At 55.2% G+C, this 25,592-nt stretch carries 25 protein-coding genes and 1 tRNA gene; 9 read left to right on the forward strand and 17 right to left on the reverse strand.

All coding sequences use genetic code 11. From position 1 onward, the window contains the following. Positions 1–120: 120 nt before the first annotated feature. Entirely contained in the window at positions 121–1,713 is a 1,593-nt protein-coding gene (locus NQH49_RS11945) for a methyl-accepting chemotaxis protein (RefSeq protein WP_256696758.1), read from the forward strand. A 41-nt stretch (positions 1,714–1,754) separates the two neighbouring features. Here the strand turns inward: NQH49_RS11945 and NQH49_RS11950 are convergent, their stop codons facing one another. Together NQH49_RS11950 and NQH49_RS11955 are read right to left on the reverse strand one after the other, a co-directional pair. Next, positions 1,755–2,003 carry a hypothetical protein gene (locus NQH49_RS11950; RefSeq protein ID WP_256696759.1) on the reverse strand — a complete coding sequence of 83 codons (249 nt, stop codon included), beginning with the start codon at positions 2,001–2,003 and terminating at the stop codon, positions 1,755–1,757. 76 nt (positions 2,004–2,079) lie between these two features. Then, positions 2,080–2,778 (reverse strand): phosphohydrolase, encoded by a 699-nt coding sequence (locus NQH49_RS11955; protein WP_256696760.1) that lies wholly within the window; start codon positions 2,776–2,778, stop codon positions 2,080–2,082. A 569-nt stretch (positions 2,779–3,347) separates the two neighbouring features. On the opposite strand from NQH49_RS11955, the gene NQH49_RS11960 reads away from it, so the two are divergent. The 6 genes from NQH49_RS11960 (at position 3,348) to NQH49_RS11985 (ending at position 7,107) form a co-directional block, all read left to right on the forward strand. Beyond that, positions 3,348–4,022 (forward strand): ASCH domain-containing protein, encoded by a 675-nt coding sequence (locus NQH49_RS11960; RefSeq protein WP_008105447.1) that lies wholly within the window; start codon positions 3,348–3,350, stop codon positions 4,020–4,022. A gap of 202 nt (positions 4,023–4,224) precedes the next feature. Then, complete coding sequence (gene mtfA / locus NQH49_RS11965) at positions 4,225–5,001, forward strand: DgsA anti-repressor MtfA (protein WP_256696761.1); 777 nt, start codon at positions 4,225–4,227, stop codon at positions 4,999–5,001. Positions 5,002–5,104: 103 nt separating this feature from the next. Continuing rightward, positions 5,105–5,180 (forward strand) — tRNA-Asn (locus NQH49_RS11970). A 282-nt stretch (positions 5,181–5,462) separates the two neighbouring features. After that, positions 5,463–5,795: an XRE family transcriptional regulator gene (locus NQH49_RS11975; protein ID WP_256696762.1), complete on the forward strand. Its 333-nt coding sequence runs from the start codon at positions 5,463–5,465 to the stop codon at positions 5,793–5,795. Further along, positions 5,780–6,091, forward strand: a complete 312-nt coding sequence (locus NQH49_RS11980; protein WP_256696763.1) for a HipA N-terminal domain-containing protein — start codon at positions 5,780–5,782, stop codon at positions 6,089–6,091. The genes NQH49_RS11975 and NQH49_RS11980 overlap by 16 nt, the downstream gene beginning before the upstream one ends. Further along, positions 6,088–7,107, forward strand: a complete 1,020-nt coding sequence (locus NQH49_RS11985) for a HipA domain-containing protein (RefSeq protein ID WP_256696764.1) — start codon at positions 6,088–6,090, stop codon at positions 7,105–7,107. The genes NQH49_RS11980 and NQH49_RS11985 overlap by 4 nt, the downstream gene beginning before the upstream one ends. A gap of 117 nt (positions 7,108–7,224) precedes the next feature. Here the strand turns inward: NQH49_RS11985 and NQH49_RS11990 are convergent, their stop codons facing one another. The 7 genes from NQH49_RS11990 to NQH49_RS12020 all read right to left on the reverse strand — a co-directional run bounded on the left by NQH49_RS11990 (position 7,225) and on the right by NQH49_RS12020 (position 14,075). Continuing rightward, positions 7,225–7,392, reverse strand: coding sequence for a hypothetical protein (locus NQH49_RS11990; protein ID WP_256696765.1), 168 nt, complete (start codon positions 7,390–7,392; stop codon positions 7,225–7,227). Positions 7,393–7,528: 136 nt separating this feature from the next. Further along, entirely contained in the window at positions 7,529–8,941 is a 1,413-nt protein-coding gene (locus NQH49_RS11995) for an EmmdR/YeeO family multidrug/toxin efflux MATE transporter (protein WP_154157375.1), read from the reverse strand. A gap of 120 nt (positions 8,942–9,061) precedes the next feature. Beyond that, entirely contained in the window at positions 9,062–9,811 is a 750-nt protein-coding gene (locus NQH49_RS12000; protein ID WP_256696767.1) for an ABC transporter ATP-binding protein, read from the reverse strand. After that, positions 9,804–10,679 carry an ABC transporter ATP-binding protein gene (locus tag NQH49_RS12005; RefSeq protein WP_256696768.1) on the reverse strand — a complete coding sequence of 292 codons (876 nt, stop codon included), beginning with the start codon at positions 10,677–10,679 and terminating at the stop codon, positions 9,804–9,806. Before NQH49_RS12005 ends, NQH49_RS12000 begins: the two co-directional genes overlap by 8 nt. Continuing rightward, positions 10,672–11,952, reverse strand: coding sequence for a high-affinity branched-chain amino acid ABC transporter permease LivM (gene livM / locus NQH49_RS12010; protein ID WP_256696769.1), 1,281 nt, complete (start codon positions 11,950–11,952; stop codon positions 10,672–10,674). Before livM ends, NQH49_RS12005 begins: the two co-directional genes overlap by 8 nt. A gap of 10 nt (positions 11,953–11,962) precedes the next feature. Next, on the reverse strand, positions 11,963–12,877 hold the full coding sequence (locus tag NQH49_RS12015) for an ABC transporter permease subunit (protein ID WP_008105462.1): 915 nt from the start codon (positions 12,875–12,877) through the stop codon (positions 11,963–11,965). A gap of 82 nt (positions 12,878–12,959) precedes the next feature. Next, positions 12,960–14,075: a branched-chain amino acid ABC transporter substrate-binding protein gene (locus NQH49_RS12020; protein ID WP_008105464.1), complete on the reverse strand. Its 1,116-nt coding sequence runs from the start codon at positions 14,073–14,075 to the stop codon at positions 12,960–12,962. A gap of 401 nt (positions 14,076–14,476) precedes the next feature. Between NQH49_RS12020 and NQH49_RS12025 the strand changes: the two genes are divergently transcribed. After that, positions 14,477–15,925 carry an AMP nucleosidase gene (locus NQH49_RS12025; protein ID WP_154189992.1) on the forward strand — a complete coding sequence of 483 codons (1,449 nt, stop codon included), beginning with the start codon at positions 14,477–14,479 and terminating at the stop codon, positions 15,923–15,925. 51 nt (positions 15,926–15,976) lie between these two features. On the opposite strand, the gene NQH49_RS12030 is transcribed toward NQH49_RS12025, so the two are convergent. Together NQH49_RS12030 and NQH49_RS12035 are read right to left on the reverse strand one after the other, a co-directional pair. After that, the gene (locus NQH49_RS12030; protein WP_256699409.1) at positions 15,977–16,492 is read right to left on the reverse strand and encodes a hypothetical protein; all 516 of its coding nucleotides are present in this window, start codon (positions 16,490–16,492) and stop codon (positions 15,977–15,979) included. Positions 16,493–16,753: 261 nt separating this feature from the next. Then, the gene (locus NQH49_RS12035) at positions 16,754–18,052 is read right to left on the reverse strand and encodes an NCS2 family permease (RefSeq protein ID WP_008105472.1); all 1,299 of its coding nucleotides are present in this window, start codon (positions 18,050–18,052) and stop codon (positions 16,754–16,756) included. Positions 18,053–18,439: 387 nt separating this feature from the next. Between NQH49_RS12035 and NQH49_RS12040 the strand changes: the two genes are divergently transcribed. Continuing rightward, positions 18,440–19,186 (forward strand): response regulator, encoded by a 747-nt coding sequence (locus tag NQH49_RS12040; RefSeq protein ID WP_061717630.1) that lies wholly within the window; start codon positions 18,440–18,442, stop codon positions 19,184–19,186. On the opposite strand, the gene NQH49_RS12045 is transcribed toward NQH49_RS12040, so the two are convergent. The 6 genes from NQH49_RS12045 to NQH49_RS12070 all read right to left on the reverse strand — a co-directional run bounded on the left by NQH49_RS12045 (position 19,123) and on the right by NQH49_RS12070 (position 25,483). Then, positions 19,123–20,172 (reverse strand): carbohydrate kinase family protein, encoded by a 1,050-nt coding sequence (locus NQH49_RS12045; RefSeq protein WP_256696771.1) that lies wholly within the window; start codon positions 20,170–20,172, stop codon positions 19,123–19,125. The genes NQH49_RS12040 and NQH49_RS12045 overlap by 64 nt on opposite strands. Positions 20,173–20,176: 4 nt before the next feature. Further along, a complete protein-coding gene (locus tag NQH49_RS12050) occupies positions 20,177–21,037 on the reverse strand; it encodes a ketose 1,6-bisphosphate aldolase (RefSeq protein WP_256696772.1) in 861 nt (286 codons plus the stop codon). A gap of 11 nt (positions 21,038–21,048) precedes the next feature. After that, positions 21,049–21,732, reverse strand: a complete 684-nt coding sequence (locus NQH49_RS12055) for a D-lyxose/D-mannose isomerase (protein WP_061717633.1) — start codon at positions 21,730–21,732, stop codon at positions 21,049–21,051. A gap of 128 nt (positions 21,733–21,860) precedes the next feature. Then, complete coding sequence (locus NQH49_RS12060; protein ID WP_008105486.1) at positions 21,861–22,799, reverse strand: ABC transporter substrate-binding protein; 939 nt, start codon at positions 22,797–22,799, stop codon at positions 21,861–21,863. 184 nt (positions 22,800–22,983) lie between these two features. After that, entirely contained in the window at positions 22,984–23,967 is a 984-nt protein-coding gene (locus NQH49_RS12065) for an ABC transporter permease subunit (RefSeq protein WP_008105488.1), read from the reverse strand. A gap of 10 nt (positions 23,968–23,977) precedes the next feature. Beyond that, positions 23,978–25,483, reverse strand: a complete 1,506-nt coding sequence (locus tag NQH49_RS12070) for a sugar ABC transporter ATP-binding protein (protein WP_256696773.1) — start codon at positions 25,481–25,483, stop codon at positions 23,978–23,980. Positions 25,484–25,592 lie beyond the last annotated feature (109 nt).

The following is a 25,592-nucleotide window of genomic DNA, read 5'->3' on the forward strand; positions in this document are numbered from 1 at the left end:
TCAGGACCACAATTTTATTTAGGGCCGCGCTTTATGCTGTTTTCCGCCTAATCGCGCCCGCTGTCACCAAACTGTCACGCGTGCTGCCAATACTCCTGTTTTATTTTTTGGAGGCGTGTGATGTCACTCCTGTCTGTTATCTCTCTGCCGCTGCGGCTGCGCGCACGGTTATCCCTGAAAATTCCATTGTGGCTCACCAGTTTGCGTAGCCAGTTTTTGCTGTTCATTGTGGTGTTCTGCTCGCTGCAGTTTGCCGGTGTGCTGCTGCTGAATACCCACGTCAATCAGACGCAAACGTCGCTGCAGCAGGCCAATCAACTGCGCGAACGTCTGGCCCTGCTGGATAAAGCGCGTATCGAACTGCTTACCGCCAGCGATAACAGCCATCGCGCCGGTATTTATCTGATGCAGGATCAGCAAAGTGGCTCGGTGGATAGCTGGAAAAGTCTGGCAGCGTCAGCTGATGACTCATTGAAAAAGGCGCAACAACAGTTCGCCGCCTACCACGCCAAAGCGGATAGCCCGCTGGCGCAAGGTTTCGCTATGCTGGCCGAAGGATTGCAGGAGCAGCTAAAAGGATTAGCGGCCAACGACATCAACGCCTTTTTTATGGTGCCGATGCAGGCGTTTCAGCAACAGTTTAATGATGCCTGGTTTAGTGAAATCGAGCAGGCCAATCATCAGCTCAGCAGCGTGAATCAGAACACGCTCAGCACCTTGAAGCTGAGCCGCAATATGTCGCTGATTGTCAGCGCGGTGCTGATGGCGCTGTTAGTGCTGGCCTCCAGCTTGCTGATGCGCGGCGTGCTGTTGCCGCTGCGTCGCGCTAACGCGCAGCTGGAACGGGTCGCCACCGGTGATTTGGTCGATGCGCAAAACCATCCGCGTCGCCAATCGCTGGAAACGCGCCAGCTGTTCCAGTCGATTGATGCCATGCGGCGCGGCTTGCAGCAGATTGTGCGCGACATCAACACCGTGGCGGTCAGCGTCGCCGCCGGTGCCGAGGATATGCAGCAGCACAACGAAAAAGTGATGCAGCAACACCAGAAGCAAAATGCCAGCTTTCATCACCTGTCGCAGCGCCTGGATCGCGTTTCGGAAGAGGTGGAGATCGGTGCACAGTTCTCGCAGCAGGCGACGCAGGAAGCGCAATCAGCGGATGCGTTGATGCGCAACTGCGCGGTAGAGGTCGATAAGATGGAAACCCAGATGCAGCAGATTGTCACCGCATCCGATGATATCGCCGGGATTGTGGGCATGCTGGATGACTTGTCGATGCAGACGCGGTTGTTATCGCTGAATGCCGCCATTGAGTCGGCACATGCGGGCGCTTACGGCCGCAGCTTCTCGGTGGTCGCCAAAGAGATGGGCTTGCTCTCGCAGCAAAGCGGGGCTTCCACGCGCCAGATCGATGGCTTGATTCAGCATACGCAGCAGCATGTGCATGATGGCTTCGATAAGGTGAAAGCGCTGGAAGTGCTGTTCGCGCAGATCAGCGCTGCGGTGTCTGGCGTGGTAACGCAGCTGAACGAGCTGCAGCAAAACAGTGCCGCGCAGAGCCATCGGGTAAAAAATATTGCGCTGGAAGTGGTGGAGATGAGCAGACAGCTGCAGCAAAACGAAGCGCTGAACGCGCATCAGGTGCAATCGGCGGTGCAATTGCGCGCGTTATCGGACCGCCTGGCGCAGCGCGCGCAGCAGTTCCGTATTTAATCTGCAGGCATAAAAAAACCCGTCAATGACGGGTTTTTCGCTTATTTTTTCTTCTTACTTTTCTTCAGCAGCGCACGAATCTGCTTCAATTCCGCAGCGGAGAGCTGATCTTCCACTGCTTCCTGGGTATCCAGACTATCAATGGCCGGTTGCTCACCCGCATCTAAACTGGCCTGCAAGCGATTAACGATCTCCTGACTCATGGAGATTTGGTTATCTGCGGCTAACTGTTTGATGTGCTCTTTCAGTGCCGGGTCAATTTTAATGGTTAAGTTAACAGTCTCGGTCATTTTCATACTCCCTTTTGATTTACAACAACGTAGCGGAAGCAGCTGAAAGTTAACAGACTGTCATAAAAATTTAATATTACGAGTGTATAGGGCTAAAATCCCTTAACACCGATTCATCGACCGACGTCAGATTGCCCTGCAACTCGGCGCACAGTTTGCCCATGTAGTGCACGAGAAAATCGGCGTTATGTTCGGCCAGCAGGCGTCCGGCTTCGGTTTGCATGGTTTGCGGCAAACCCAGCAGCTTTTTCTGGAAGTGATCCAGCGTCCACTTCACATCATCCAGTTCACGCTCTTTTCCTAACGGATCTTCGCTATCAAACAGCGGACGACCTAGCGCGCCCGCCGTGTAGAAAACCCGCGCCAGGCCGATAGCACCTAATGATTCGAGACGATCGGCGTCCTGCACAATTTTCGCTTCCAGCGTTTGCGGCGCGATACGCGCGCTAAAGCTGTGAGCCTGCACCGCGTGCGCGACGGCATCCAGCAGTTCAAATGGGAAGTCCGGGAAATCCTGCTGCAGAATGCGACGCGTCTCTTCCGCCGCATAGGTTGAGGCTAAATGACGTTCAGGATGGTTTTTCGGCAGGTTAACCACATCGTGAAAGTAGCAGGCGGTCATCACGACCATTGGATTGGCGTCGCTGTGCTGCATGATGCGCTTCGCACTCATCCAGACGCGGCGCAGGTGCGCGATATCGTGGGCTTTGTCGTCGTGCAGCCAATTGAGCTGCAGCCAATTCTCGTAGCGTTGTTGCCAGTGAGTAAGTGACATCGTGCTTCTCCTGTTATTGCTGTTATCTAGGTTCCTGCGGACATCATAGCGGCCTGGTCATGACACTTTTTTTACATCCTTCCAGGATGTGCAAAGCGTAAAAATGAGATCCCGATCTTGTTATAGCGCTGTTAACGTCACTTGCACAGCAGCCATGACGATTTCGGTATTTCCTTAGTGCGTTTTAGTTAAATAACTCTGTTCAATAGGTTTAATATATTCGCGTCATCAACAAATTTCGCTTAAGCGCTTAATTCCAGTTATCTATGCTGATAAATGGGGCTTCTTAGAGGCAGATCAACACGGCATAATCTGAAAAGGTTCCCATTCTGGCCTTTATAACGTACTGTATCTGGAAAATTTATGACTTCGGATCCTTGCGAAGTCCTTTTCAGCACACATTTTGCTTACGAACCATTTTTAAAATCTAAAATTGCCAGATTTGCCTGATACTAAGGCGACAAATTATTAAGCAAACTGATTCAAACCCATTATGCTAGCTCTCACATCTTCGGATGTTGGGGGATTCTTCGCAGTTTCCGGGTTTGTGACACAATAAGAGGTATGCAATGAAAGAACGGCCGATTCTTTTTTCCGAACAGCGGGTGCGCGCCCTGCTGGTTGGCCAGCAAACGCAGACCCGGCGCATTATGAAAACTCAAGCTTTCGGTCCGGGTCAGGATCACCATGAAGGCGTACACGCGTTTGACGTCAGCGCCAACCATCTGCACGGCTATAAATTGATGTCGATGACCGACGTCAGTTCGCACTGCCCATTTGGTCAGGCGGGTGATGGTTTGTGGGTCCGTGAAACCTGGCGCGGCCCGATTGTGCCGGAAAACTTACTGGCGGATTACGAACGCGATCCCCTGCCGTTCCGCAATGCGGCGTATTGCCAATACCGCGCGGACAGCAATGAGCTGGGGCAGCTGGATGAGAATTTGCAGAATGCCGAGCAGTTTGGCTGGCAGACCGCCATTCACATGCCGCGCTGGGCCAGCCGCATCGATCTGCAAATTACCTCGGTACGTGCCGAGAAGATTCAGGATATCAGTGAAGATGACATCATGGCGGAAGGCGTGCAGACCGATTCGCACTTCCTCAATAACTTCTTCACCATGAATATGAATTCTGAATCGCCGAAAGAAGCCTACCGTAAGGCGTGGCAGAAACAGTACGGCGCCACCAGCTGGGAAGTGAACCCGTGGGTTTGGGTGATCGCGTTTCAACGGGTTGAACGCTAAATAAATGCTGCAAAGCAGGCAAACGTAAGGTCGTCATTCATGACGACCTTTTTAATGTCCTCACCATGACTTTCCCGCTTTGCCACGCTAATCACAGACAAATCCTCGACTAACTGGTTGAATAGCTGGCTTTGATCACGCGCTGGTAATTCCTCCTTTGCCGCGCCAGGATACTGTTTTCGTCTGAAGAGTGAGTGACGCAATGTTCAAATGGCCGTGGCATGCGCAAATAGAGACTTCAGTACTGGCACTTCCCTGGCAGCAGGCGCTGGCGCAGCCGATCTTTTCACTGCTCGATGCTGATGAAAAAACCGCACTGGTTACGCTGGCACAACGCTTCCTGCAGCAGAAAAAAATTTCGCCGCTGCAAGGCCTGCAGCTCGATGAACTGTTACTGACACGTCTGGCGTTACTGTTCTGTTTGCCGGTCTTAAAGCTGGGTCTCGAATGGCTCGATGGCTTCCATGAAGTGCTGATCTATCCCGAGCCGTTCAACGTCGACGATCGCTGGGAAGATGGTAACGGTCTGGTACACCACGCGCCGGCTGTGCACGCCGGACAAAGCTGGACGCAAGGTCCAGTGGTGTTAAACGCATTGGATATTCTGGATTCACTCGATCTCTCCGGTTTTAACCTGGTGATCCACGAAGTAGCGCATAAACTCGATGCGCGTGGCAGCGGTTATACCAGCGGCATTCCGGTGATAGCGCTACGTGATGTCGCCAGCTGGGAGAAAGATTTGCAGCAGGCAATGGCAGAAATTGAAGCTGAAGTGGAATTAGTCGGTGAACAGGCGGCAACCATCGATCCCTATGCCGCCAGCGATGCAGCAGAGTGTTTCGCGGTGCTGTCAGAGTATTTCTTCAGCGCACCGGATTTACTGGCTAACCGCTTCCCGGTGATGTATCGCCATCTGCAGCAGTTCTATCGTCAGGATCCACTGGCGCGATTGGCGATGCTGACAGCAGAACCTGCTTAAATCGCGATCGCTTTGTACTAATGCTAGCCAGTTGAATACAAATGTGTTTTAAGCTGTTGACACCTGCAAGGGGCGCCATTAATATTCGCCTCGTTCACACGATTCCTCTGTAGTTCAGTCGGTAGAACGGCGGACTGTTAATCCGTATGTCACTGGTTCGAGTCCAGTCAGAGGAGCCATATTTAGAGAAGCCCGCTTAGGAAACTAAGCGGGCTTTTTGCTTTTCTTATATTCTTTCCTGCCGTTCATTTCTGAAACTTTTGGCATAATTCTGCTTATCTGAGGGTAAAAGAATTACCAATCAACCCAAAAGTATCAAAAATGACACTTTGAATCCCTGGACTCCATTTTTTTAGTAGAAATTGCATGAAAAGACGCTAAAGGTTCAAAAATGAACCTTTTAGTATTATATTCAGGCAATGTCTATGCATGCCGCTTAAAAAACCAGGAAAGAGTCATAAATGAACCTTGATGAAATTAGGTCTCTACTTAAAAGCCTCTCTCATGCAGACAAGCAGAAATTGCTCGATGAGTGGCCACTTGATGTTCAACCTTTCACTGAATTCGCAGCATCCGATAAGCCAATACTGAGCGCCCTTGAGCTTTCATTACTGCCACCCATACTGACCAATGAGTTGAAGCGGCAAAATATCACCTATGAAGAGATGGCGATGCAAATTGGCGTGTCTATCTCAACCTTCAAAAGAATGATCGCCAATCCCGCAGCCGCAAAGGCGATGAATCTTCATGCCTTACTTAAGGAACTCGGAGTAAAAGTATGGCTCGAAAAATAGAGGTGTGGCTCTATGACAAGTCTGTCGGTACCTTGACAGAGGAGGACGCCGGTTTCACTTTCTGTTACCGGCCCAATTATAGCGGTCGCGCGATTTCATTAAGTATGCCGGTAAGGCGAGAACCTTATTTTAATGAAGAGCTCCATCCTTTCTTCAAAGGGTTGGCACCAGAAGGTTGGTTGCGTAAACGATATTCTGAAATTCAAAAAATTGATGATAAAGATCTGTTTGGATTACTCATGCAGAACGGTAACGACTTGCTTGGTGCAGTAGTACTCAAGGAGATAACATCATGAATTCAGCATGCTGCCTGATAAATTTAGCTCAACTCAAGGAATCCGAGCTTGATACGAACTATTCCCTTAAAGGCATTAAACATCTGTTTGGTAGTGTAAACGTTGCCCTTAGTTTGCCCTTTACGCGAAGTCAGTTTATTCAGGAATTGCCTGAACGTCAGAAAGGCATGAGTATTTCCGGCTATCAACCGAAGCTTTCGCTGTGTCTGGAAGAGGGGGAACTGCAGGTTGTCAGTAATAACGGCACGTATATTCTTAAACCCTCACCTGAAGAGTACCCACATCTGGCGGAAAATGAGCATGCCACAATGTGCGTCATGCAACGTCTAAGATTTAACGTTCCTCCCTTTGGCTTAATCCCCTTTCAAGCAGAAAAAGGCCGACCAAATGAGTTGGGCTTTGTGATCAAAAGATATGATCGCTTAGAAGACCTAACGCGATTACATCAGGAGCAGTTGGATGGCGCGATGGGACTCGATGATAAATATGGCAAAATTGATAATAAAAAAGCCATCAGTTATGAGAGGGCTGCCAAATTTCTGAATAGCGCAGTCAGCAATAGTTTAAACAGTAAGCGCGACCTTTTTTTACGCATCGTCTATGCCTATGTGCTGGGGAATAATGATTTTCATCTGCGTAATATCGGGATCATACTTCCCGAAGCAGGACCCGCTTACCTGGCACCAGTGTATGATTTTATTAGCGTGGTGCCCTATCCCGCTGCATTCGGCGAGTACTTAGCGCTGCCTCTGCTTGAATGTGAAGAAAATGATGCCGGGAGCGCGCCAGGAATTGATTCAGGCTATGGGGAATATGTCGGTGCGGACTTTATCCTGCTTGCTCAGGGTATGGATATTCAACCCGCGCTGGCCCGCAAATGGTTGGTCGATGTGGTGAAGAGTCACTCGCTGATCATTGCTACCTACGCTGAAAGCCATATGCCTGAAGAACAGCGTAATCTCGTACTTGATTATGTCGTACGCAGAATGACGTTACTGGCCGTGACCGAACTGTAACGCGTCTTTCGCGCGTGATCACAGACATAAAAAAACCCGCTGGCCTAAGAGCGGGTTCTTTATTCATCAGCGCACAGTTCATTCCAGTAGCTGTAGCGGATCACATGGTGCAGGCGCTTATCTCTCATAGTAGCGATACACCGAAGGATGGAACTCAACGCCGTAAAGTTGGCTGATGGGAATCAGCAGGTCGATATGGTTGCTGAGATCGAATTCGCGCTCTTCTGCGGTTCCAGTCTCGCCATTGATCAGTTGGTTAAACCACTGCTGCAAGAGGTGTTTCATTGCCAGCTTCTCCACAAATGATTGAGGCTGACAGTAAACCGCATTCACACATATAACCAAAACGATTAGTTGTGCGCTTCTTTGCCAAATATTGCATATATGCAGGGTCGCCATTCATGGCGACCTGCCCAATGCGTTATCCCCGACTCTTCGCCATCATCTTGCGATAATTGTTCAGCCATTTGCCGCTGGTGAGTCGCCACCAGAAGAATACGCCGCGCACCGTCCAGTCGAGGAACATGCCGAGCCACACGCCAATCACGCCCATTCCCAGCACAATCCCGAGGAAATAACCGGCCACCACGCGTGCGCCCCACATGCTGAACATCGACACATACATGGTGTAACGTGCATCGCGCGCACCTTTAAGGCTGGCGGGCAACACCCATGAGGCGGTCCAGATCGGCATAAAGGCGGCATTGAGCCAAATCAAATGCTTGGTGACCGAAATTACTTCCGGATCGCGGCTGTAAAACTGCGCAAGCGTGCCGGCGAGCGGCACGGTAATCAACGCCAGCGAACACAATCCAATCATTGCCAGCCAGAACACGTGTTTAATTTGCCGTTCCGCCTGCATCACCTGATTCAGCCCCAGCCTGCGCCCGGTAATAATGGTCGATGCCGATCCCAGCGCGTTACCCGGCAGGTTAATCAGCGAAGCAATTGAGAAGGCAATAAAGTTACCGGCGATTTCATTGGTGCCCATGCCAGCGACAAAAATCTGCGTCAGCAATTTGCCGCCGTTAAACAGCACCGATTCAATACTGGCGGGCACGCCAATGCCCAACACTTCCATCAGAATGTTGCGGTCCCAGCGCCGGAAATAGCTGGCGATGGAGATCTTCAATGCTGGCGTAATACCGCGATACAGCACGTATATCGCCGCTGCCGCGCCGATATAGCGCGAGATGGTTAAACCCAATCCGGCACCGACAAAGCCCAGCCCTTCCCAACCCATACAGCCGTATATCAGCACGCTACTGATCACGATGTTGAGAATGTTCATGCCGCCGTTGATCAGCATCGGGATTTTGGTATTGCCCGCGCCGCGCAGCGCGCCGCTGCCAATCAGCGCAATCGCCGCCGCAGGATAGCTCCACGCCGAGGTTTGCAGATAGCTTAGCGCCAGCTCTTTCACTTTGGGATCGGCGCTACCGGCAATCACATCAATGATCAGATGTCCCCAAAACTCGATGGCGATCACCAGCACAAACGCCAGCGCGGTCATCAATCCCAGCGACTGTCGCGTCGCGGCTCGCGCACGTTTGCCGTTGCGTTTTGCCAGGCTGAACGCCACCACCACCGTGGTGCCGAGATCGATGGCGGCAAAGAAGGAGATGATCACCATGTTAAAGCTATCGGCCAGACCGACGCCCGCCATCGCTTCTTTACCCAGCCAGCTTACCAGGAAGGTACTGAGGACGCCCATCAGCATCACGCACAGGTTTTCGATAAAGATGGGCACGGCTAATGGGGTGATTTCTCGCCAGAACAACGTACGGTAAGAGCGGCGTTTGGGATACCACGCCGTATTTCTGACCGCCCGCATCACTGCTACGCCAGGATTTTGCAAGGGATTACCAAATCACTTTGGAGAGGAAGAAGAGTAATAATGATGATAGGCCACTAACAATTATGCAAAGTGTTTCCCCTCACCATTTAATCATTATTACAAACTTTTTGTCGCCACTACCGCAGGATCGGCTGCGCCCCCCAAATAGGCGCTGCGCACGTCATCATTGTTGAGCAGCTCGGCACCGCTGCCGCTCAGACGAATCTCGCCGTTCACCATCACATAGCCACGATCCGCCAGCTGCAATGCATGGCGGGCATTCTGCTCCACCAGAAACAGCGTCATGCCTTGCTGAGTCAACTCGCGCAGAATGCCAAAGATCTGCTTCACCACAATCGGCGCGAGGCCAAGGCTGGGTTCGTCGAGCAGCAACAACCTGGGTCGACTCATCAGCGCGCGGGCAATTGCCAGCATCTGCTGTTCGCCGCCGGAGAGCGTCATGGCGCGCTGCTTGCGCCGCTCCAGCAGGCGCGGAAACAGCTGATACATGCGATCTTTGTCCTCTTTGACAAACCGCTCGCCGATGGCGATGGTGCCCATTAGCAGGTTCTCTTCCACCGTCATATCAGGAAAGATGCGCCGCCCTTCCGGTGCCTGGGCAATGCCGCTAGCGGCGATGAAGTGGGTCGAGCGCTGGCTGATGGCTTCACCGCGCAACCGAATCTCGCCGCTGGCAATGCGCGGCTGACCAAAGATTGACATCAGCAGCGTGGATTTCCCCGCACCGTTAGCGCCAATCAGCGCCACGGTTTCGCCCTGATTTACCGTCAGCGATACCTGCTTTAGCGCCTGCAAAGGACCGTAAAACACATCGACCTGCTCAAAAGCCAGCATCGGTTCAGCCATGATCGCTCTCCTCTTCTGCGCCGAGATAGGCGGCAATCACTTTGGGATCGTGACGAATTTGCTGCGGCGTGCCTTGGGCAATCACATCGCCATGATCGAGCACTACGATGTGGTCGGAAATGCGCATCACCATTGGCATGTCGTGTTCAATCAGCAACACGCTGATGCGATGGTCGGCGCGCAGACGATGCAAAATCGCGCTCAACGCCTCGGTTTCCACCGGATTCAGCCCAGCCGCCGGTTCATCCAGACAAATCAGTTCCGGTCGCGTACACATGGCGCGCGCGATCTCCAGCCGCCGTTGCTGACCGTAAGAGAGCGTACCGGCCAGGCGGTTGGCGCTGGCGACCAAGTCGACGTTCTCCAGCCAGTAGAAAGCGCGATCCAGCGCGCGATTCTCCGCTTCCTGGTAGCCGCGCGTGTTCAGCACGCCCGCCAGCAGCTGACGATTGACCTGCATATGCTGCGCCACTAGCAGGTTCTCAATCACCGACATTTCACGGAACAGCCGAATATTTTGGAACGTACGCGCCAACCCGGCGCGGTTCACCAGATGCGCGCCGCCAAACATTTTGTACCAGAGCCGCGAGCCGAGCCGGCTGGGATTGATCCAGTCGCCCGCATGGATTTTCTGCCCCAGCACCTGAATCACATCGGTGCTGCGCTGGTTGGCGTTGAGCACAATGCGCCCGCCGGTGGCGCGATAAAAACCGGTCAGGCAGTTGAACACCGTGGTTTTACCCGCGCCGTTGGGGCCAATCAGCGAGGTCACTGAACCGCGCTCCACCGCCAGGCTGACATCATTGAGCGCCTTAATGCCACCAAAGCGCATCATCAGATTGTTCACTTGCAGAATGGCATCACTCATGGCGCACTCCTTTTCGCAACGGCACGCCGACGCGTGCGGTGCGCACCAGCCCGCGCGGCCGCCAGATCATCATCAGCACCATTAACATGCCAAACAGCAGCACGCGGTATTCGGCAAAGCTGCGCAGTAGCTCCGGCGCTACCGTCAGCACAAACGCCGCCAGCACCACGCCAAGCGTCGATCCCATGCCGCCGAGCACCACAATGGCAAGAATCAGCGCCGACTCAAAAAAGGTGAACGAGGTAGGATTGACGAAGCCCTGATAGCTGGCGAAAAACACTCCAGCAATGCCCGCCGTTGACGCGCCCAACATAAAGGCCGAAAGCTTAACCAGCACATGATTGAGCCCCATTGCGCGGCAGGCAATCTCATCTTCACGCAGCGCTTCCCAGGCACGACCAATCGGCATGCGCGTCAGGCGATGCTTGATCCACAGCACCAGCAACACCACCAGAACCAGCACTACGTAGATGAAGATAAACTTCATATTGGGGTTGTAAGTGACATGCAGAAACTCGTGATACGGCACGCCGCCATCGCGCGCGCGACGGGCAAACTCGAGGCCAAAAAAAGTCGGCGACGGCACGGAAACCCCGTTCGGACCGCCAGTGAAGGCTACCCAATTGGTCAGCACCAGACGAATGATTTCACCAAAGCCGAGCGTAACAATCGCCAGATAATCACCGTGCATACGCAGTACCGGGAACCCAAGCAGCGCACCGGCAAACGCCGCCAGCAGCGCCGCCAGCGGCAGCATGCTCCAAAAACCCAACCCGAGATATTGATAGCCGAGCGCCAGGCCGTACGCACCGATGGCATAAAAGGCGACGTAGCCGAGATCGAGTAATCCAGCGAGGCCAACCACAATATTCAAACCCAGTCCGAGCAGCACATAAATCAGGCCGAGAATCGCCACCGTCAGCAGGTATTTGCTGGAGAGGAAGGGAAAGGCCAGCGCTACGACCAGCAGCAACGGCAATATCCAGCGCAAACGCGAACGATAGCCGGGTTCGCGCACGTAAACACCGTCATCGCTGCTGGCAAACTTGCGCATGATGCGCTGACCAAAAGGTGATTGCAGAAACACGCTAAACAGTAAGCGCCCCGCCATCACCACCGCCACCAGCAGCGCCACGCGCTGGGGCGACAGCTTGAAGCTGTAACCGTCGAGCACCACGCCAACAATCGGACCAAACACCACCAGCGCCACCAATCCCGCCAGCAGCGTGTCGAACAGCGCCTGGCGCACAGGACTTTGCGTCATTGCATTCATCGGGGCTTCCTCACACTTTAGCGACCAGCGGCCGTCCCAGCAGTCCTTGCGGGCGGAAGATCAAAATCACCACCAGCAGCGAAAACGAGAACACATCTTTGTAATCAGAATTCACCATGCCAGCGAACTGCGCTTCCGCGACGCCCAGCAATAATCCTCCGAGCATCGCGCCCGGCAATGACCCGATGCCGCCGAGCACCGCCGCAGTAAAGGCTTTGATGCCAATGATAAATCCGGCGTAAAAATCAAAGGTGCCGTAATTCATGGTCACCAGCACGCCAGCCAATCCCGCCATCGCCGCACCAATCACAAACACCAGCGAGATAACGCGATCGGTATTGATACCGAGGATTGAGGCCATACGCCGATCCTGCTGCACCGCGCGGCAAATACGCCCGAGTTTGGTGTACTGGATAATCCAGGTCAGCAGCGCCATGCCGCAAAATGCGGCGATCAGGATGAAGATTTTGGTCCAGGTGATCTGCACCACGCCGCCATCAAACTCCATGCGCAACACGCCGGTGAGCAGTGTAGGGATACCCTGTTGATTCGGTCCCTGACTGAGCTGCACATAGTTCTGCAGAATCAGCGACATCCCGATCGCTGAAATCAGCGGTGCGAGGCGCGTCGAGTTGCGCAGCGGCCGATAAGCGATACGCTCAATCGCCCAGCCGTAAGCCGAAGTGACAATGATGGTGAAGATTAAGGTGCCGAAAATCAGCAGCGGGAAGGAGTGAATGCCGAAAAAGCTGAGTAGCGATAAGCCAATGGCACACAGATAGGCAGATATCATATACACCTCGCCGTGGGCGAAGTTGATCATGCCGATGATGCCGTAAACCATGGTGTAACCGATGGCGATCAGACCATACACGGCACCGAGCGTTAAGCCGTTGATCAGTTGCTGTAAGAAGAAGGCGTCCATAATGTCGTCTCGTACTCAATGGGAGCGCACACCTCGCGCTCAATCGCGAATGGCCCCGCACTGCGCGGGGCCGCGTGGCACATTACAGCTGGTGATATTTGCCTTTGTCGTCCCATTGATACACGACGTAATCCGACACCTTGAGATCGCCTTTGCTGTCCCAGGCTTTTTTGCCCATCACGGTATCGACGCTGTTGGCTTTCAGCCAATCACTGGCCTTGGCGTTGTCTTTGCCTGCCGCTTTGTAAGCAGCCGCCAGCGTCTGCACGGAGGCGTAGGCATACAGGGTGTAACCTTCTGGCTCAAATCCGCTGGCGCGGAATTTCTCGATCACCGCTTTGCCATCGGCGATGGTGCGCGGATCGTTGCCGAAGGTCATGTAAACGCCTTTGGTGTATTGCGGGCCGCCTGCTGCCGTCACCATCTCTTCAGTCACGATGCAATCACCGGAGAAGAAGGCGGCATTAACGCCCTGCTCACGCATCTGACGCACCAGCGGACCGGCCTCCGGATGACAGCCACCGAAATAGACCACGTCCGGTTTCAGCGCGCCAATTTTGGTTACCAACGCATTGAAATCTTTCTCACCGCGCGACAAGCCTTCATACAAAACTTCTTTCACACCACGCTTTTCAAGCGAGGCTTTGGTGGCATCCGCTAACCCCTGGCCGTAAGTGTCTTTGTCATGAATAATGACCACGTTCTTGGCTTTGAGCTTGTCGATGATGTAATCCGCGGCGATAGCGCCCTGCTGATCATCACGGCCACACATACGGAACATGGTTTTCATGCCGCGTTCAGTAATTTTCGGATTGGTTGATCCAGGAGTGATCGCCAGCACGCCGGCTTCATCATAGACTTCCGAGGCGGGCATGGTGGATGAGGAGCAGAAGTGGCCGACCACCGCCATCACCTTGTCCTGATCAACCAGACGGTTAGCGACGGATACCGCCTGTTTCGGTTCACAAGCATCATCGCCCTGCACCAGCACGATTTTCTCGCCATTGATGCCGCCCGCCGCATTGATATCCTCCGCAGCCTGGCTCGCACCTTTCCAGTATTGCGCGCCGTACGTCGCATTAGGCCCAGAGAACGGACCGGCCACACCAATTTTAATATCTGCCTGAGCGTAAAAGGCCACGCTTAAACAACCTGCAATCGCCACCTTCATTGGGTGTTTTATGAATTTCAAAGACATGCTTTCAATCCTCAACGGGTCAGGAACGGAGCCATACCACGGCATGGGAGAAATCAATTTCTGAAACTTTGGCAAAACAGCATGCGGCCCACAAACCCGTAGGGTCGCCATTCATGGCGACCTGCTTTCAGGACAGAGATAGGCTCATTAAGGCCACGGTTGAAAACTAAGCAATAAGCTCGCCAATACCGCGAAGGTAGACAATTTATTACTCGGGCATCGCTCCAGAACAGGAGACACGCGATGTAACATCCCTGCTGATCATAAACATAGCTATGGTTACGCCACGCACCAGCACCGTGATGGTGCAGAATGCGGTCGATCACAGATTCTTCATCGTCGCGCTGGGTTTATCCGCTATGCTCTGGTGAAAGCGGTCCACGTTTCCTAAAGGAGAACCCATGAATACACAACGGAACGGATTGAGCAGCCAGCAAGCGCTGGACGAATTAGAACGCCTGTACGATGCAGCCGTTGACGCGTTGCGCAACGCCATCCGCGATTTCACCGCCAGCGGGCAGTTGCCGGATGAAGGCGCTCGCCAGCAAGGGCTGTTTGTCTATCCTCAACTGCGTATCACCTGGCTTGGCGAAGGCCCGCAAAAAAATCGTACCCGCGCATGGGGACGTTTTACCCATACCGGCAGCTACAGCACCACCATCACGCGCCCGGCGCTACTGCGTCATTATCTCAGCGAGCAGCTGCAGATGCTGGAGAAAGAGTACGACGTGCTGATTGAGGTCGCGCCATCCCAGCAGGAAATTCCTTATCCTTATGTGATTGATGGCTTGTCACTGGACCGCTCAATGAGCGCCAGCATCGCACGCCATTTCCCGACCACCGAACTGTCGCAGATCGGTGATGAAACCGCCGACGGCTTGTTCCACGCCAATGCGATTTTCCCGCTGTCGCACTTTGACGCGCTGCGCACCGATTTCTCACTGGCTCGCCTGCGCCACTACACCGGCACCGGCGTAGAGCACTTTCAGCCGTTTGTGCTGTTCACCAACTACACGCGCTACGTTGATGAGTTCGTGCGCTGGGCAATTGAGCAAGTACAGGATCCCAACACGCCTTACGACAGCCTGGCCTGCGCCGGTGAAGTGGTGATCACTGCCGATACTCAAGACCCCACGGCGATGATGTCCGATCTGGCGTGGAAGAAGCACCAAATGCCCGCCTGGCACCTGACATCACCGAATCGTCGCGGCATTACGCTGGTGAACATCGGCGTTGGCCCGTCCAATGCCAAAACCATCTGCGACCATCTGGCGGTGATTCGTCCGCACGCCTGGCTGATGATTGGCCACTGCGGCGGTCTGCGCGAAAGCCAGACCATCGGCGACTATGTACTGGCGCATGCCTACCTGCGCGACGACCACGTACTGGATAGCGTACTGCCGCCAGATATCCCAATCCCAAGCATCGCCGAAGTGCAGCGCGCCTTGTATGACGCCACCAAAGCGGTGAGCGGCATGCCCGGTGAAGAAGTTAAACAGCGCCTGCGCACCGGCACCGTGGTCACCACCGATGACCGTAACTGGGAGCTGCGCTACTCCGCTTCAGCGCTGCGCTTCAACCTGAGCCGCGCCGTTGCGGTTGATATGGAAAGCGCCACCATCGCCGCGCAGGGTTACCGCTTCCGCGTGCCCTACGGCACCTTGCTGTGCGTATCGGATAAACCGCTGCACGGCGAGATCAAGCTACCGGGCCAGGCAAACCGTTTCTACGAAGGCGCAATCTCAGAGCACCTGCAGATTGGCATCTGCGCGGTGGAACTGCTGCGAGCTGAAGGGGATAAGCTACATTCAAGGAAGCTGAGAACCTTTAACGAGCCACCGTTCAGGTAATGATGATGGCGTTCCGGCCCTTAAAGGGCCGGAACATTGCAGTAAAACGCGTTATGACGTTTTCAAAACGATATTCTGCACAAACCACGCCAACACCAGAAGGCCGGTCGGTATCATGATTTTCCAGGTTATGCTGTTATTGAAGGCAGCTATTTTATCCTCCAACTGATTGAATCGTTGGTCAACTCTTTCGAACTTCTCATCAATCCTCTCGAACTTCTCGTCTATCTTTTCAAACTTTTTATCAATTTTGTCGAATTTTTGGTCGAACTTTTCTTCCATCCGCTCAAACTTCTTATCGATACGTTGTTCCAGCGCCCCCAGCTCGACCATAATCTCTACCCGCATGACGCCCTGCTCGGCTCTGACCTTTTCGATATCCGCTTTGGTGGCAAAATGCTCTGAACGCGCCGTAAGCACCGCAACATCTGTCTGAATCTGCTGTGTGGTTTTTTCCAGCTGTTCAACCCGTTTGGTTAATTGTTCCATTTGATGATCTCCTTTGTTTCCAACGTCAAAAATAAGCGGTGGGAACACACGAGTTGTATTGCTAATGGGGTAATCCATTACCGAGTCCTCTTCCATCGCGTTGCTCAACCTTTCCACCACACCGTTAGTGAAACAGATTTGCGCAGCGTTAACATTCCACGATCCCGCCATTCGCAGCACATTTTTTGCGGGCAGGTTTACACAACACGCACAGCCTGGGCCGTTTTGAGATTGAAGGAAAGTGAGTATCAAAAAGGATTGCGAGGTGACACGCAGAAAATAAACGAAGGGATGCAACAGCAGACACGGAAGCCCGAGCGGGCTTCCGTTAAGCAAGATTTACGCGCTCAGCCAGCCCAGTTTGATGACAAACAGAATCGACAGAATGATCAGCGCCGGGTTGACCTCTTTGGTGCGACCGCTCAGCAGTTTCACCACTGTCCAGGTGATGAATCCGAAGGCAATACCGTTGGCGATTGAGTAGGTCAGCGGCATGGTCAGCGCTGTCACGGTAACCGGCGCGGCGGTGGTGATGTCTTTCCAGTCAATATCAGCCAGACCAGATGCCATCAGCACCGCAACAAACAGCAGCGCTGGCGCAGTGGCATAAACCGGTACGCTGCCCGCCAGCGGCGAGAAGAACAGGCTCAGCAGGAACAGAATCGCCACCACAATTGCTGTCAAACCGGTACGGCCACCGGCGCTGACGCCCGCAGCAGATTCCACATAGCTGGTGGTGGTTGACGTACCGAGCAGCGAGCCAAACAGCGCGGCGGCGCTATCTGCGATCAACGCACGACCCATTTTCGGCACGTTGCCCTGCTCATCCGCCAGTCCAGCACGCTTGGTCACACCTAGCAAGGTGCCGGTGTTATCGAACACGTCCACGAACAGGAAGGCGAAGATCACGCTGACCAGGCCAACGTTAAACGCACCCGCGATATCCAGCTGCATAAAGGTTGGCGCGATAGAGGGCGGAGCTGAGAACACGCCGCCAAACGGCGTCAGGCCAATGCCCATGGAAATAAAGGTCACCACCAAAATACCGATCAGCACCGCGCCGGTAACGCGACGCGCTTCCAGCACCACAATGATGAAGAAGCCGAGCAGCGCCAGCAGCGGGCCCGGTTTGGTCAGGTCGCCCAGGCCAACCAGCGTAGCTGGGTTATCCACCACGATGCCCGCGCCTTCCAGCGCGATGATCGCCAGGAACAGGCCGATACCGGCACCAATACCGGCACGCAGTGGCAGCGGAATGCTGTTAATAATCCACTCACGAATTTTGAAAAGCGACATGGCAAAGAAGATCACCGCCGACAAGAACACCGCGCCCAGCGCGACTTGCCACGTGTAACCCATATGCAGAACCACGGTATAGGTAAAGAAGGCGTTGAGGCCCATGCCCGGTGCGAGTGCAATCGGATAGTTAGCGATCAAGCCCATTAACACACAGCCAATCGCCGCAGCCAGACAGGTCGCCACGAAGACCGCACCTTTATCCATGCCGGTTGCACCGAGAATGCTCGGGTTAACAAACAGGATGTAAGCCATTGCCAGGAAGGTAGTGATACCCGCAATGATTTCTGTGCGAACCGTTGTGTTGTGCGCTTTTAATTTGAAGAGTTTTTCTAACATCATCATCTCTCATGAGCGGAGTCGGCACGAATGCGCGCGCTCCTTGCCAATGTGGTTTACAGACTTATTGTTGTATTGGACGCAAGGCGTTTAACCTTCCCCTGTCCTCATAGCAATAGCTATGCCATCACCCTACGCAATCGATTACGTTTCCGAATAATGCTTCGCTTAGGATAATTCCGAACCAGAATGAGGCGCGATTATGGTGCATTGCACCAGCGCCGCGCAATCGTTTTCCCTCGTTGCGATTGTTTGGCAAAAAGAGTGCGGCACTGCACGCTTCCGCACTCTGCCAGGCGATGGCGCTCACGTTTCTGTTGCTTGAATCTGCAGCTAAAAAACATCGGGTTACACTGCATTTAACCCTTTCGTAACAAAAGAGGCGCATCCATGAAGCCCGCGATTTTGGTGGTCGATGATGATCGTGCAGTGTGCGAATTGCTGCACGATGTGTTGAATGAACATGTGTTTACCGTTTATTGCTGCCATCAGGGTAAAGATGCGCTGGCTCTGCTGGCGCTACATCCGGAAATTTCGCTGGTGATGCTGGATATGATGCTGCCAGACACCAACGGCTTGCTGGTGCTACAGCAAATGCAGCGGCAGCGTCCCGATCTGCTGGTGATCATGTTGACCGGCATGGGCTCGGAAGCGGATATGGTGGTGGGACTGGAGATGGGCGCGGATGATTACATCGCCAAGCCTTTCAACCCACGCGTGGTGGTGGCACGAGCGCGCGCTGCACTGCGTCGCTGCGGACGACTGGCGCAGCCGGAAGCGTTGCCGGATGAAGGCTGGCAATTTAACGGCTGGCGGCTGGACGATGCGCGCTGTCAGCTGTTCAATCCACAGCGCGAAAGCGTGCCGCTGACGCAAGGTGAATACACGCTACTGCGTGCGCTGGTGGCGCATGCGCGCAAAGTATTAACCCGCGATCAACTGCTCGAACTGACGCACAGCGAAAGCCTCGAGGTGTTTGATCGCACCATTGATGTGCTGATTATGCGGCTACGACGCAAGATCGAAAGCAACCCGCATCAACCGAGCCTGATCCGCACCATTCGCGGTCTCGGCTATGTTTTCTCCGCCGATGTGATGCGTCCTGCCTCTTCGGCGCGTGAAACGCAAATCGCCTGATCCATCCAGCGCTGCATCTCGGCTAATGGCCGCGTACCGTCCAGCGCGTTGGCGGCATGCAGATTAAAACAGGCGCAGGTGTGCGCCAGCTTCAGCGTTTCCGTCAGCGACCAGCCTTCGTGGCTGGCATAAAGCACACCGGCGCAAAACGCATCGCCCGCGCCAACGCTACCCACGATCTCTTCCGGCGCTAAACACCACGCGGGCTGCCAACGCCCTTCGCCTTCTGCTTGCTGGCCCCACGCCCCTTCCGGTGCGTGAATCACCACCCGCTGACGTACGCCTTGCTGCAGTAGCCAGGTCGCCGCCTCGGCAAACGCTGAAGGCGCGGCAAGCCCTTGCGGGGTGCGCAAACTGATGCCGGTGAGCGATTGCGCCTCCAGTTCGTTGATCACCAAATAATCGAGCCAGCGCAGCGCGGGCACCACCAGCGGGCGATATTCGCCCACGCGCGACACCAAATCGAGTGAGGTGAGATAGCCGCGCTGCTGCATCTGCGCCAGCAATCGTGCGCTGCGCGTGCCGTATTCCTCGTCCGGCACATCAAGGCTATCCAGCAGCAGCAAATAACCAAGATGGAATATGCGATGGGATGTGGAGACGTCGGCGAAATGCGCCAAATCGAGCTTGCCATTGGCACCGCGAGCATGGAAGAAGGTGCGCTGGCCGTCCGGCGTAGTCATCACCTGCGTCATCGCCGTGTTGATGCCTGCGGTGCGCTGCACAAACTGGCGGTCGATGTGATGATCGTCCAGCAGTTGCAGGATGAAGTCGCCGTCGCTGTCCTCGCCCACCATGCCGACGCCCGCCAGCGGCAAATTCAGCTGCATACGCGCCAGGGTAAACAGCACGTTGAGCGCCGCGCCGCCGCTGCACTTCTCGCTGTGCTGAATCTCCGTCAGCCAGCCCTGTTCCGGCCAGTGGCTGATGCGCTGCACGTGATCCACCAGCATGCTGCCGGCACCGATGATTCCGTTACGCACCATGCTGTCAGGCCCTCCCGGCGCTGCCGAACACCTGCATCTGCTGCGCCACCACGTTGGCGATGTCACGCTCCACGGCCATCAGCAATTCGGCAAAGGCGTCGTAGCGTGCATCGCGCTGAGTGATCTGCGCTTCAATCGCCCCGAGCGCCGCCTGCGACATGCCGGTGTAAAAGTTGATTTTATTGATGCCGAGGCTAACGGCGCGGCGGAAGTCCGCATCGCTAATGCCGGAACCGCCATGCAGCACCAGCGGAATGCCAGCGGTCGAGCGAATCGCTGCCAGCCGGTCAAAGTCGAGTTTGGGTTCGCCTTTGTATTTGCCGTGTGCATTGCCAATTGCTACCGCCAGACAATCAATGCCGGTGGCGTGCACAAAATCAGCGGCCTGCGCCGGATCGGTAAATTTATCGCTGTCGGCCTCGCCAAACAGCGCCCCGCCTTCATCGCCGCCCACCGCACCCAGTTCGGCTTCCACCGAAACGCCGAGCGCGTGGCACATCTTCACCACTTCGCGCGTCTGGCGGACGTTTTCCTCGTAGCTGAGCGTCGAGCCATCGAACATGACCGAGGTAAAGCCAAGACGAATCGCCTGCATCACCGCCTCAAAATGCAGGCCGTGATCGAGATGCAGCACCACCGGAATATCGTGCAGCGCCGCTTCGGTGCGCACGGCGGCGACCAGATGTTCGAGGTTGACATACTTAAAATGCACTTCGGCGATGCTAATGATAAATGGCGAGCGCTGCCGCTCAGCCGCCTGATAAAGCGCGCGCAGAAAATGGGTATCGAGGACGTTAAACGCGCCGAGCGCGTAGCCGTTCTGTTGCGCATGGGCCAAACCCTGCGCCAGGGAAATCAGTGCCATATCAGGCTCCTTTAGGCCAGCCAGCGGTGATATTCGTTACACAGCAGCCAGCGCGGTTCTTCATCTTCATCAAGCGGATTGAAGCGTGCCAGCGGGGTAAGAAACACGTTGTCGTGTTCGTCGTCGTTGGGCATTGAGACTTCGCCCACCAGTACATCGCCGTAACCCTCTTCACCCCAAAAGCTGTGCCAGATGCCCGGCAGCAAAGTGACGCTTTCGCCCGGCGATAAACGCAGCTGCGAACCGGCGGCGTGGGTTTGCCGAATGCCATCCAACGTGACGTTGACCGCCGTCTCGGCCAGCTGATTGCCTGCGCGGTTATGCAGCGTAACGATCAGATTGCCGCCGCCGCGATTGATAATGTCTTCCATCTTTTGCGGGTGATAATGCATCGGCGTGACCTGCCCTTCGCGCACGTGCATGATCTTTTCGGCGTAGGGTTTGGCCCACGGCTGGCCACCGCGCGAACCGTTGCGCAAAGTGAACAGGGTTAAACCGGTTTGATTGAAATCGTCAGCGCCGAAGCTGGTGACATCCCAGCCGAGGTGCAGCGCCAGCAGTTCATCGGCATCATGTTTATCGAGCGCGCGCCACTGGCTGAGGCCGTAATCGGCCCACGGCGGCAGATGCACATCCTGGCGCATAAAGAATTCGCGGGTACGTTGTAGGATCGCATTCACTTCAGAGCGTTGCATCGTCTCCTCCTTTACTCGCTGGCCCTCACCCCAGCCCTCTCCCGCAAGCGGGCGAGGGAGCTGACCGAGCAAACCTAACTATCCCCTCTCCCATTGATGGGAGAGGGTTAGGGTGAGGGAACCCGCAATTATTTCACCGTCCAGCCCTTGTAACTGCTAACGCTGTTACGATCGATCATCGTCACCGGAATCAGCACCGGCTTATCTGGCGCGGGTTTGCCCTGCAGGATGTCATAGCCGATCTCCACCGCTTTCGCCGCCATCACCTGCGGGTCTTGCGCAGGCGTGGCCACGAACAGCGAGCCTTTGCGTTTCAGCGCCTCTTCACCGTCTGGCGATCCATCGACGCCGACAATAAAGAACTCATTGCGCTGCGCCTGTTTCGCCGCCAGATCGGCACCAATCGCGGTTGGGTCGTTAATCGCGAACACCGCATCAATCTTCGGATTAGCCGACAGCAGGCCGGTCATCACTTCGAGGCCACCTTCACGGCTGCCTTTGGCGTTCTGGTTGTAGGAGAGCAACTTGATGTCCGGATGGGTTTTCAGCTCGTTCATGCAGCCTTCCACACGGTTCTGCACCGCAGAAACCGGCGGTCCGTTGATGATGACCACGTTGCCTTTGGCTTTCAGGCGATCGGAGATGTATTTACACGCCATGGCACCGGCGGCGGTGTTATCGGAGGTGATCGTGGCGTTAGCGCCGTCTGCCGCCACGTCGACTGCCACCACCACAATCCCGGCATCACGCGCACGTTTAACCGCGGGTGCGATGCCTTTGGAATCAGCGGCGTTGAGGATAATCATGTCCACTTTGGCGGCGATGAAGTTATCAATCTGCCCCACCTGCTGGCCAAGATCGTAACCGCTGGAGACCAGCGTTACGTTGACCTTGTCACCCGCCAGCTCGCGCGCCTTCAGCTCCGCACCTTTGGTGATCTGCACGAAGAACGGGTTGGCGAGATCGCCGACGGTCACACCAATGGATTTCAGCTCTTTGGCCTGCACCAATGGCGCGCTCAGAAGCGTAGCCGCCAGCAGTCCGGTTAGAATCGGATTAAAACGCATAGTCGATGTTCTCCTGCTTTTTGGTTTTTATGATGGGTGCTTGCTGTCCCCCTCCTCGGTCCTCCCCCACCAGTGGGGGAGGAAGATGCTGCCATATGCTCGTACTGAAGCTGCATGTGGCTACGTCTCCTTCCCCCGCTTGCGGGGGGAAGGCCGGGATGGGGGACAGCAAGCACGATATAACTCAACCCACGTGATGCCGCGTCCGGTACTTATCGATCAACACCGCGATAATGATCACCGCGCCCTTAATCACTAACTGCCAGAAATAGGAGACGCCCATCAGCGTCATGCCGTTATTCAGCGTGGCGATAATCAGCGCGCCAATCAGCGTGCCGGTGATGGTGCCGATACCGCCGACAAAGCTGGTGCCGCCGAGGATCACCGCCGCTATCGCATCCAGCTCATAGCCGACGCCGAGGTTGCCATTAGCGCTGTAGAGCCGCGAGGCGCTCATCAATCCGGCCAGCCCCGACAGCAAACCGCTCATGGCGTAGACAAACAGCAGCACCACGCTGACTTTGATGCCGGTCAGGCGCGCCGCCTGTACGTTGCCGCCAACCGCATAAATGTGCACGCCTAAGGTGGTGCGACGCAGAATGAACCAGCACAGCGCGATGACGGCAAAGGCGATGATGATCAGCCACGGCACCGGCCCGAGATAGCCGTTGCCTATCCACTCAAAGTTGATGTCGGAGTTGATTACCGTGGTGCCGTTCGCCAGCAGATAAGCCGCGCCGCGCATCGCGGTGTAGGTGCCGAGCGTGACAATAAAGGGCGGTAGCCCTGCCCACGCCACCAGAATGCCGTTGAACAAGCCCATAATCAGCCCGGCACCTAACGCCGCTGGAATCGTCAGTGATGCAAACGCCGGATCGAGCGACACCACCATCGCCACTACCGCTGTGGTACCGAGCATCGATCCCACCGACAAATCGATGCCGCCGGTGAGAATGACAAAGGTCATGCCCGCCGCCAGCACGATGTTGATTGAGGCCTGACGCGTAATGTTGAGCAGATTGCCCTCGGTGAAGAAGTTCGGCGTGACAAAGCCAAATACCGCCACGATCAGGATCAGAATCGGCAAGATACCGACGGTTTGCAGCAGGTCACTCATTAACGCGCGCTTTAGGGTTGGGCTTTTTACGCGTGCGGATTCACTGGTCATTGCGCTCTCCTCAGGCCTGAACCGGCTGCGCGCCGGTGGCCAGTGTCATAATGTTTTCCTGGCTAATCTCTGCCCCACTCAACTCACCGGCGATGGCGCCTTCCCGCATCACATAGACGCGATCGCTCATGCCCACCACTTCCGGTAACTCACTGGAGATCATCAATATCGCCACGCCCTGCTGCGCCATCTGCTGCATCATGCGGTAGATTTCGCTCTTGGCGCCGACATCGACGCCGCGCGTCGGCTCATCGAGAATCAGAATGCGTGGCGCAATCGCCACCCAGCGTGAAATCAGCAGCTTCTGCTGATTGCCACCGGATAAGCCGCCCGCGCGCACCTGCGCATGCGGCACGCGGATGTTTAGCGCATCAATCGCCTCGCTGGCGATCTTCTGTCCTTTGCGCCGATTGAGCAGGCCGTAACTGGCGTCGCGCTCCAGCGTGGCCATCACAATGTTGTCCTGCGCCGCCAGTTCGAGGAACAAGCCCTGCTCTTTGCGGTTCTCGGTGAGAAACCCGATGCCGCGCGCAATCGCGTCGCGCGGCGAGTGAATTTGCACTTTTTCCCCGTCGATCCAGATCTCGCCGCCGCTCGGTTGATGCACGCCAAAAATCAACTGTGCCAGTTCGCTGCGCCCGGCGCCGACCAGGCCCGCCAGACCGACGATCTCACCGGCCCGCACCGACAGGCTGCTGGGATGCACTTTGTGTTTGTCGCACAGGTGATTGACGGCGAGACGGATGTCGCCGAGCGGAATGTTGCGGTCTTTGTTGAACAGATCGCTGAGCGGACGCCCGACCATCATGCGCACCAGCTCGCTGGCATTAAGCTGCTCGCGCGTCAGGCTGCCGACGTACTGTCCGTCGCGCAGCACGCTAACGCGATCCGACAGCTCATACACCTCCGCCATGCGATGGCTGATGTAGATGATCGCCATCCCTTCGCTGCGCAGACGTTTTATCAGCGCAAACAGCTGCTCGGTTTCACGGTTCGAGAGTGCGGCAGTCGGCTCATCCATCACCAGAATGCGGCTGTTGCGATGCAGCGCGCGGGCGATTTCCACCTGCTGCTGCTCGGCAATGCTCAGGCGACTAACCAGATCGGTGGCGCTGAACTGTGCGCCCAAACGATCAATCACTCGCTGCGCCTCTTCCGCCATCTGGCGACGCTTCACCAGACCCGCGCGGGTGATTTCACTGCCGAGAAAGATGTTCTCCGCCACCGTCAGATTCGGTGCCAGATTGATCTCCTGATAAATCAGGGTAATGCCCGCCGCCAACGCCTCTTTTGGGCCTTTAATGGTGTACGGCTGGCCGTCGATAAGGATTTCCCCGCTGCTGGCGGTATAAGCACCGGCCAGAATTTTCATCAATGTACTTTTGCCTGCGCCGTTTTCGCCCATCAGCGCATGCACTTCACCGGGCCAGACCGTGAGATCGACGCCTTTCAGCGCATAGAAGTTGCCGAAGCGTCGGGTGATCGCGCGCATTTCTAATATCGGTGCTGTCGCCATTACGAGGCTCCTGCTGGCAAAGGTTGCAGCGAGTAAAGCCTCCTTAGATAAATGGAAAATGTCAGCGGCCATTCATATTTGTCATATTTCGCCCCGATCGCGCTTCTAT

The sequence above is a fragment of the Pantoea trifolii genome, assembly GCF_024506435.1.
GTDB classification, from domain to species: domain Bacteria; phylum Pseudomonadota; class Gammaproteobacteria; order Enterobacterales; family Enterobacteriaceae; genus Pantoea; species Pantoea trifolii.